Source organism: Actinomyces sp. S6-Spd3 (genome assembly GCF_000758755.1).
Taxonomy (GTDB): domain Bacteria; phylum Actinomycetota; class Actinomycetes; order Actinomycetales; family Actinomycetaceae; genus Pauljensenia.
The window spans coordinates 1-542 of the sequence record NZ_JRMV01000022.1 but is presented as its reverse complement, the minus strand read 5'-3'; the positions used below and the strand labels follow the sequence as shown (position 1 = coordinate 542).

The window sequence follows — 542 nt, the reverse complement described above, 5'->3', positions numbered from 1 at the left end:
TAACCCAGATGATGAAGAAACCAGTGCGCAATGAAGAGGCAGCACAAGAGTTTCTTCACACCGCATTCGTACTTGGAACCGATACGCTCATCGAGGATGTGCATACGGTACCAGCCGGAACAATCGCCGAGTTCAGCTCGACTAAAGCTGTTCGCCTCACTGCTCACGCTAGTGCGTTCAACCATGAACAGACACAAAATGATCCTGATGCACTCATGGAAGAGTTCTACCAGACCATTCTTGAACTCACTTCCAATTTTGTAGATGATGCGCACGGCCACCAAATTTTAATTCCTCTTTCGGGCGGCGCAGACTCACGCCTTTTCATGACTGCGCTAAGAGAAGTTGGCGCCGACAATGTACTCGCGTTTACCTACGGCGTAAAAGACTCATCTGAAGCAGAAATCTCGCGCATGGTCGCAACCGGCCTAGGATACGAGTGGAAATTCGTAGAACTAGATCCTGCCAAGGTACGACGACGCTGGTACAGCCCCGATACCACCGCGTTTTTGAAGGATACCTGGAGCGGGAACGCCCTTCCT

At 50.9% G+C, this 542-nt stretch carries 1 pseudogene; it reads left to right on the top strand.

Annotated elements, in window-relative coordinates:
- A pseudogene (locus HMPREF1627_RS00175) lies at window positions 1-542 on the top strand (asparagine synthetase B family protein); the annotation flags it as partial.